This window comes from Nonomuraea turkmeniaca, assembly GCF_005889735.1.
GTDB lineage: Bacteria > Actinomycetota > Actinomycetes > Streptosporangiales > Streptosporangiaceae > Nonomuraea > Nonomuraea turkmeniaca.
Genome location: NZ_VCKY01000346.1, coordinates 1 through 8,424 on the forward strand (window position 1 = coordinate 1; position 8,424 = coordinate 8,424).

General features: G+C 70.6%; 4 protein-coding genes and 1 pseudogene. 2 read left to right on the top strand and 3 right to left on the bottom strand.

The features are described 5' to 3' along the window. A pseudogene (locus ETD86_RS50435) lies at positions 1-353 on the bottom strand (hypothetical protein); the annotation flags it as partial. Between the two features lie 838 nt (positions 354-1,191). On the opposite strand from ETD86_RS50435, the gene leuS reads away from it, so the two are divergent. Further along, entirely contained in the window at positions 1,192-3,672 is a 2,481-nt protein-coding gene (gene leuS, locus ETD86_RS50440) for a leucine--tRNA ligase (protein WP_138673735.1), read from the top strand. Between the two features lie 127 nt (positions 3,673-3,799). On the opposite strand, the gene ETD86_RS50445 is transcribed toward leuS, so the two are convergent. Then, positions 3,800-4,768 carry a TIGR03557 family F420-dependent LLM class oxidoreductase gene (locus ETD86_RS50445; protein ID WP_138673736.1) on the bottom strand — a complete coding sequence of 323 codons (969 nt, stop codon included), beginning with the start codon at positions 4,766-4,768 and terminating at the stop codon, positions 3,800-3,802. Positions 4,769-4,817: 49 nt separating this feature from the next. Further along, positions 4,818-5,237: a hypothetical protein gene (locus ETD86_RS50450; protein ID WP_138673737.1), complete on the bottom strand. Its 420-nt coding sequence runs from the start codon at positions 5,235-5,237 to the stop codon at positions 4,818-4,820. 148 nt (positions 5,238-5,385) lie between these two features. Here ETD86_RS50450 and ETD86_RS50455 point away from each other — a divergent pair. Further along, positions 5,386-8,424 (top strand): S41 family peptidase (locus tag ETD86_RS50455; RefSeq protein ID WP_138673738.1); only part of this gene is annotated, 3,039 nt, incomplete at its 3' end.

Genomic DNA, 8,424 nt, shown 5'->3' on the forward strand with positions numbered 1-8,424 from the left:
GGCGCGGCCGGCGCGTCGTGCGGCGGGGGCCCGGCCGGAGCGGTTTGGCCGTACGCCGCCGCGCGCTGGTCCGGGGCCTCGGCGCTACGGCCGCGCTCGCCGTGCGGCCATGGGGCCGGAGTGGACAGGTTGGACCAGGCGCCGGGAGCAGGGGACGGCGGCTGCGCCCACGCGGGGACCGGATCCGGCACGGCCGGATCCGGTGCGGCCGGCCCACCCAGTGGCGCGGCCTCGGGCCACGACATCGGCACGTCCTGCGGCGCGGCGTCCGTCCGCGAAGGCGAGCCGGCCTGCGGTGCGGCGTCGGGCCAGGACGTCGGTCCGGCCTGTGGTGCGGCGTCGGGCCACGACATGGGAACGTCATCGCGCGGCGGCTCCGGCCAGCCGGCGTCCTGGCGGGGCGGTTCGGGCCAGGACGGGGCCGCGTCCGTGGGGGAGGCGTCGCGACGGGGCTCGGAGCGCGGCGGCTCGGGCCAGGGGCCGTCCCGGCGGGGCGGCTCCGGCCAGGCGGGCTCTTGGTGCGCGGCCGGCCTCGGAGCGTCCGGCCACGACATGGGCACGTCGGCCGATGGGGAACCGTGCCTGGAGGTAGGGCCCTCGGCCGCGGGAGGCCACGAGGAAGGAGCCTCAGGCGTGGAAGACCACGAGGGAGGGGCGTCGGGCGCGGAGGAGTCGGGCCACGGGGAGGGCGGCGACTCCGGCCAGGATGGAGGCAGATGAGGTCCGGAATTATCCGTTGCCATTGCTGCCGGCCCTCCCGAAGTTGTGTCCGGATCAACCCTTATATCCGGATTTGACGTACCAGGCATGATCTCATGGGATTTTCCAGGAGATGCAGGTGGTTCCGCAGGGAAACGAGCGAAGCCATGCGGATCGGTGGGCGGATCCTGCATGGGCAGGCCGTCCTCCGGTCGATCATGCTCAGCTCGGTACACCATGGCGACAAGGGTATTCTTAAGGGACGAATGAGGTCACAACGGATACATCACCATCAGGTCTCACCGGACCTGAAGGACCCATTGTGCCCTCGCACCTCGATGGCGGGCGTAGCTTTCTGCCGAACTGCATTCAATGAAGAGGTGCGCTAGGCTTGACACATGCGTTCCGCGACCCTGCTTCTTAGCGGGCCGCGACGGCCCTGAGATCTCGCCGTCGCGGCTACCCCTCGTTGTGTGCACGGGGGGTTTTCTTATGGGTCCGAATCAAGCCAGAAGGACAGTAGCCGTGAGTGAGTACGACCCGCAGGCGCTGCAGGCCAAGTGGTTGCAGCGATGGGAGGAGCAGGACCCCTACCGGGCGAGCGAAGACCCGGCCGACCCCCGCGAGCGGCGCTACATGCTCGACATGTTCCCCTACCCGTCGGGCGACCTGCACATGGGCCATGGCGAGGTGTTCGCCATCGGCGACGTCGTCGCGCGCTACTGGATGCAGAAGGGCTACAACGTCCTGCACCCGATCGGCTGGGACTCCTTCGGCCTGCCCGCGGAGAACGCCGCGATCAAGCGCAACGCCCACCCGGCCGAGTGGACCTACGCCAACATCGAGACGCAGGCTCACTCGTTCAAGCGTTACGGGATCTCCTTCGACTGGTCGCGCCGCCTGCACACCAGCGACCCCGACTACTACCGCTGGAACCAGTGGTTGTTCATCCGTTTCTTCGAGCGCGGCCTGGCTTACCGCAAGGGCGGCCTGGTCAACTGGTGCCCCAACGACCAGACGGTGCTGGCCAACGAGCAGGTCGTGGCCGGCAGGTGCGAGCGCTGCGGCGCCGACGTCATCCGCCGCGAGCTGACGCAGTGGTATTTCAAGATCACTGACTACGCGCAGCGGCTGCTGGACGACATGGACCAGCTGACCGACTGGCCGGAGCGCCTGCTGACCATGCAGCGCAACTGGATCGGCCGCTCCGAGGGCGCCGACGTGCTGTTCACGATCGAAGGCCGCGAGGAGCCGGTCCACGTCTACACGACGCGGCCCGACACGCTGTTCGGGGCCACGTTCTTCGTGGTCGCCGCGGACGCGGCGCTGGCCGACGAGATCGTCACCGACGAGCAGCGGCCGGCGTTCGAGGCCTACCGCGCCGAGGTCGCCCGGCTGAGCGACATCGAGCGGCTGGCCACCGACAAGGAGAAGACCGGCGTCTTCCTGGGCCGCTACGCGATCAACCCGGTCAACGGCGCGCGCATCCCGGTCTGGGCGGCCGACTACGTGCTGTCCGACTACGGCCACGGCGCGATCATGGCCGTGCCCGCGCACGACCAGCGCGACCTGGATTTCGCGCTGAAGTTCGACCTGCCGGTAAAGGTCGTCGTGCACACCGGCCTGGCCGATCCCGGTGAGACCGGCGAGGCCACGCCCGGCGAGGGCACTCTGGTCAACTCCGGCGCGCTGGACGGCCTGGACAAGGCCGAGGCCATCCGGAAGATCATCGAGATCCTGGAGCGCGACGACAGGGGCACCGGCGCGGTCAACTTCCGGCTGCGTGACTGGCTGCTGTCCCGGCAGCGTTACTGGGGCACGCCGATCCCGATCATCCACTGCCCCGACTGCGGCGAGGTCCCCGTCCCCGACGAGCAGCTGCCGGTCACGCTGCCCGACCTGCGTGGTGAGGCGCTGGCGCCCAAGGGCGTGTCGCCGCTGGCCAGCGCAGCCGACTGGGTCAACGTCGAGTGCCCCAAGTGCGGCGGGCGCGCGCAGCGCGACACCGACACGATGGACACGTTCGTCGACTCGTCCTGGTATTTCCTGCGGTACTGCTCGCCGGGCTACCCCGACGGCCCGTTCGACGTCGAGCAGGTGCGCAAGTGGGGCCCGATCGACCAGTACGTCGGCGGCATCGAGCACGCGGTGCTGCACCTGCTGTATTCGCGCTTCTTCACCAAGGTCCTGCACGACATGGGCATGGTGGACTTCACCGAGCCGTTCAAGCGCATGCTGAACCAGGGGCAGGTGATCAACGGTGGCAAGGCCATGTCGAAGTCCCTGGGCAACGGCGTGGACCTGGGCCAGCAGATCGACGACTTCGGAGTCGACGCCGTACGCCTGACCATGATCTTCGCCGGGCCGCCCGAGGACGACATCGACTGGGCGGACGTCTCGCCGCTGGCCTCGCAGAAGTTCCTGGCCCGAGCGCTGCGGGTGATGTCGGAGGTGACCAGCGAGCCGGGCGCGCCCGTCGAGGGCGGCGACGCCGAGCTGCGCAAGGTCACCCACCGCACGATCGACGAGGTCACCAGGCAGGTCGATTCCTACAAGTTCAACGTGGCCGTGGCGCGGATGATGGAGCTGACCTCGGCCGCGCGGCGGGCCATCGACGTCGGCCCCGGGCCCGCCGACCCCGCCGTCCGCGAGGCCGCGGAGACGCTGGCGATCATGTTGTCGCTGGTGGCCCCGTACACCGCCGAGGAGGGCTGGGAGCGGCTGGGCCGCACCGGTCCCGTCGCCTTCGGCGGGTGGCCGAGCGCCGATTCCGCGCTGTTGGTGCAGGAGTCGGTCACCTGTGTGGTGCAGGTCGCGGGCAAGGTGCGCGACCGGCTGGAGGTGTCGCCGGACATTACCGAGCAGGAGCTGCGGGAGCTGGCCCTGGCCTCGGAGAAGGTGTCCGCCTACCTGACGGGCATGCCGCGCAAGGTGATCGTCCGGGCGCCCAAGCTGGTCAACATCGTCCCGTAGGCGTCGCCCCCCGGCCCCGGGAGTTCGGGGCCGGGGATTTCGTGGGACGGCGTCTGCCCGGTCTGAAGGTCCGGGCCGGGGATTTCCTGGGATGGCGTCTGCCCGAAAGTCTGGGGCTGGGGACGCGTCAGAGGGCGCGCAGGGCCGGGAGCAGCTCCTTCTCCGCCCAGTCGAAGAAGGGCTGTTGCTGGTCGTGCCCGATCTGGACCAGGGCCACGTGCGTGTAGCCCGCGTCGACGAACTTCCGCACGCCCTGCACGACCGCGTCCACGTCGTTGCCGCACGGCACGGTCTCGGCCACGTCCTCGGGCCGCACCGTCCCGGCCGCGGCGGCGAAGTTCACCGGCCCGGGCAGCTCGGCCATGACCTTCCAGCCGCCCGCCGCGGCCCAGCGCCACAGGTGGTGGGCCCGCTCCCTGGCGGCCTCGGGGTCGGTGTCGTAAGCGATGGGGAGCTGGCCGTAGACCGGCTTGCCCTGTCCGCCCGCGGCGTTGAACTGCTGGACCACGTCCGGCATCGGCTCGTTGACCACCAGCACGTCACCGTACTCGGCGGCGATCTCCGCCGACTGCCCGCCCGAGGCCGCGATGCCGATCGGCACGCGCTCCTCCGGCAGGTCGTACAGCTTGGCCGAGTCCACGTCGAAGAACTCGCCTTGGTACGTCACGTACCCGCCGCCGAACAGCTCCTTGATGATCACGATGGCCTCGGCGAACATCCGGTGCCTGGTGTCCACGGGCGGCCATCCCTCGCCGATGACGTGCTCGTTCAGGTTCTCGCCCGCGCCGAGGCCGAGCGTGAACCGGCCCTGGCTCAGCACGCCCATCGTGGCCGCCTTCTGCGCCACCACGGCCGGGTGGTAGCGCATGATGGGGCAGGTCACGTACGTCATGAGCGGTATTCGCTCGGTGACCTGGGCCGCCGCGCCGAGCACCGACCAGCAGTAGGGCGAATGCCCCATCTCCTCGAGCCACGGGAAGTAGTGGTCGGAGATGACCGCGTAGTCGAAGCCGATCCGTTCGGCTGCCGCCGCGTAGTCGACGAGCTCGCGCGCCGGCGTCTGTTCGGACATCAGGGTGTAGCCGATGTGAACCATGCGTCCGGACTACCCGTCATTGTCTGGATTAGTGGCGGCAGATCGGAGATCATCGCTGGCCGAGCTCTTCGAACACCAGCCCCAGGCCGATGCCCAGAAGCCAGACGTCCTTGGCGACGCCGATGCCCTGCTGGGACGGGCGCAGGCTGCCCTCACGGCGCATGGCGGGCGTCTTGAGGTAGAGGCCGAGCAGCCCGCCCGCGAACCCGGTCAGCGCGGCCCCGGCCAGCAATGACGGCATGAACGGCAGCAGCAGGGCGGTGCCGAGGACGATCTGGGCCCGCGACAGCAGCCTGGAGAAGGTCACGGGGTCCATCCGGCTGAGGAAGGGGTACGCGCCCGTGGCCATGCCGTGCAGCCCGGCGGCCGCCTGGTCGTCTACGCGGGTCATGTCGAGCCCGGAGTGCAGGATGATGGCGGCGGCGGCCAGGCGGGGCGGGAGCTGGTGGGTACGCGCGAAGATCCTCATGGTCCCTCTCAAGGTGCAGAAGCTGGCAACCGGTCACCTTCCCCTACATTTCCGGCACACCCCGGACTTGGGTGTTCCCAGCACGCCGCAGGTCCGCCAGGAGGAGAATTCATGGGCTCGGCTTGGTGCCGCGCACTAGTGTTCAGCTGTGACAAATGGCGCATACCTGAGATATCCGCACCTCCACGGTGACCTGGTGACCTTCGTCGCCGACGACGACGTCTGGCTGGCTCCGCTGGCGGGGGGAAGAGCATGGCGCTTCACCGCCGATCGGGCATCGGTGTCGAATCCGCGGTTCTCTCCCGACGGCAGCCGCATCGCGTGGACGGGCAGCCGAGAGGGTGCGCCTGAGGTGTTCGCCGCCGAGATCGACGGTCCCGAGGGTGAGCGGCTGACCCACTGGGGCAGCGCCACGACCGAGGTTCGCGGCTGGAGCGACGACGGGCACGTGCTGGCGATCAGCTCGGCCGGGCAGAGCAGCCGCGTCAGGAACTGGGCCCACGCCGTGCCGCTCGACGGCGGGGCGGCCACGCGGCTGCCGTACGGGTGGGTCAGCGACGTCGCCGTCAGCGACGGGAGGGTCGCGACGGTGTCGCCGATGTGGCGTGAGCCGTCGCGGTGGAAGCGGTACCGGGGCGGCACCGCGGGCAAGATCTGGGTGGACGCCGACGGTGGCGGGGAGTTCACCAGGTTGTTCCCCGACAGCACGGCGCAGTACTGGTCGGTCAGCTGGGTGGGGGACAGGGTCGTCTTCCTGGCCGACATCGACGGTGCCGGAAACGTCTACTCCGCCCTGCCCGACGGCTCCGACCTGCGCCGGCACAGCTCGCACGAGGAGTTCTACGCCAGGCACGCGAAGAGCGACGGGCAACGGGTGATCTACAGCCACGCCGGTGACCTGTGGGTGCTGGAGAGCCTGGACGCGGAGCCGTACCGGCTGGAGGTGAAGCTCGGCGGGCCGCGGCCAGGGCGGGCCAAGCGGCCGGCGCCGCTGCGGGTCGCCGCTTACTCGCCCGACGCCACCGGACGGGCCAGCGCGGTCGAGATCCGCGGCACCGCGCACTGGGTGCCCCACCGCGACGGCCCCGCGGGCGCGTTGCGGGTGCAGCCCGGTGTCCGTGTACGGCTGCCGCGCGTCCTGGACGCCGACGGGCGGGCCATCTGGGTGTCGGACGCGAGCGGCGAGGACGGCCTGGAGATCGGCACGCCCGGTGGAGAGGTCCGCACGCTGGCCGCCGGGGAGCTCGGAAGGGTGCTGGAGCTGGCGGCCGCGCCCGACGGCAAACACGTGGCCGTCGCCACGCACGACGGGCTGCTGCTGGCGGTCGACCTGGAGTCCGGCTCCCTGCGGGAGCTGGACCGCACCACGCAAGGGGACATCAGCGGGCTGACGTTCTCGCCCGACTCCGGCTGGCTGGCCTGGGTGCACCCGCACCACGAGCCGCTGTCGCAGATCAGGATGGGGCGCGTGGACGGCACGTCGGTGATCGATGTGACGCCGGTGCGGTTCGCGGACTACGACCCCGTGTTCACCAAGGACGGCAAGCATCTGGCGTTCCTGTCGGTGCGGACGTTCGACCCCGTGTACGACGCGCACGTCTTCGACCTGTCGTTCCCTAACGGGTGCAAGCCGTACATCGTGCCGCTGCGGGCCGACACTCCGTCGCCGTTCGACCCGTCGCTCCAGGGGCGGGGCTTCAACGGCGAGGACGACAAGGGCGGCAAGGACGACAAGAAGGATGACGCGCCGCCGCGTACCGAAGTCGACCCCGACGGGCTCGCCTCGCGCGTGGTGCCGGTGCCGGTGCCGGCCGGGCGTTACCGGAACCTGCGTACCGCCAAGGACGCCCTGCTCTGGCTGCGTCACCCGCTCGCGGGGCAGCTCGGCGACGGCACCGAGTCGACGGACGAGATCGTGCTGGAACGTTACGACCTCAAGAAGCGCGCCAAGAGCGAGCTGGGCAGGGAAATACGCTCGTTCGAGGTCAGCGGCGACGGCACCAGGCTCGTCACCAACGGCAAGAACGGCCTGCAGACCCGCGCCGCGACGGAAGGCGACGAGGTCATCACCGTCGACCTCGATCGGATCGCCGTCCAGATCGACCCGGTCGCCGAGTGGCGGCAGGGCTTCCACGAGGCCGGCCGGCTCATGCGCGACCACTTCTGGCGCGAGGACATGGGCGGCGTCGACTGGCAAGGCATACTCGACCGGTACGCGCCGCTGGTCGAGCGCATCGGCGCCCACTCCGAGCTGGTCGACCTGCTCTGGGAGGCGCAGGGCGAGCTCGGCACCTCCCACGCCTACGCCGTCGCCCCCAACGACAGCATCGACCCGCGCCGCCGCCAAGGGCTGCTCGGCGCCGACCTGGCCAGGGACGAAGACGGCGTCTGGCGGGTCGAGCGCATCCTGCCCGGCGAGACGTCCGACCACGCGGCCCGCTCGCCGCTCCTCGCCCCCGGCGTCGCCGTCCGGCCCGGCGACGCGATCCTCGCGGTGGGCGGGCGTCCGGTCGATCCGGTACGCGGGCCGCTCGCGCTCCTGGCCGGCACCGCGAACCAGCCCATCGAGCTCACCGTGCGGCCGGCCTCCGGCGGCGACCCGAGGCGGGTCGTGGTCAGCCCGATCGCCGACGAGACGCAGCTGCGGTACCACGACTGGGTGGAGAGCCGTCGAACCTTCGTCCGGGAGGCGTCCGGCGGGCGGCTCGGGTACCTGCACGTGCCGGACATGGTGGCGTCGGGGTGGGCGCAGTTCCACCGCGACCTGCGTACCGAGATGACCATGGACGGGCTCGTCGTGGACATGCGGGAGAACGGCGGCGGACACCTGTCGGAGCTGGTGCTGGAGAAGTTGTCCCGCAAGGTCACCGGCTGGGCTCTGGCCCGCGGGTACGAGCCGATGCGATATCCGGAGGACTCGCCGCGGGGGCCGGTCGTGACGGTCACGGACGAGTTCGCCGGCTCGGACGGGGACATCGTGAGCGCCGGCATCAAGAACCGCGGCATCGGGCCGCTCGTGGGGACGCGGACGTGGGGCGGGGTGATCGGCATCGACTCCCGGTACCACCTGGTCGACGGGACCCGCGTCACCCAGCCCCGGTACTCGTTCTGGCTCGACGGGCCTGGGTGGGGGGTGGAGAACTACGGGGTGGATCCGGACATCGAGGTGGTGATCACCCCTCAGGAC

Coding starts and splice junctions, on each gene's coding strand:
- ETD86_RS50450 (WP_138673737.1), bottom strand. CDS start 5,237: ATGAGGATCTTCGCGCGTACCCACCAGCTCCCGCCCCGCCTGGCCGCC.
- leuS (WP_138673735.1), top strand. CDS start 1,192: ATGGGTCCGAATCAAGCCAGAAGGACAGTAGCCGTGAGTGAGTACGAC.
- ETD86_RS50445 (WP_138673736.1), bottom strand. CDS start 4,768: ATGGTTCACATCGGCTACACCCTGATGTCCGAACAGACGCCGGCGCGC.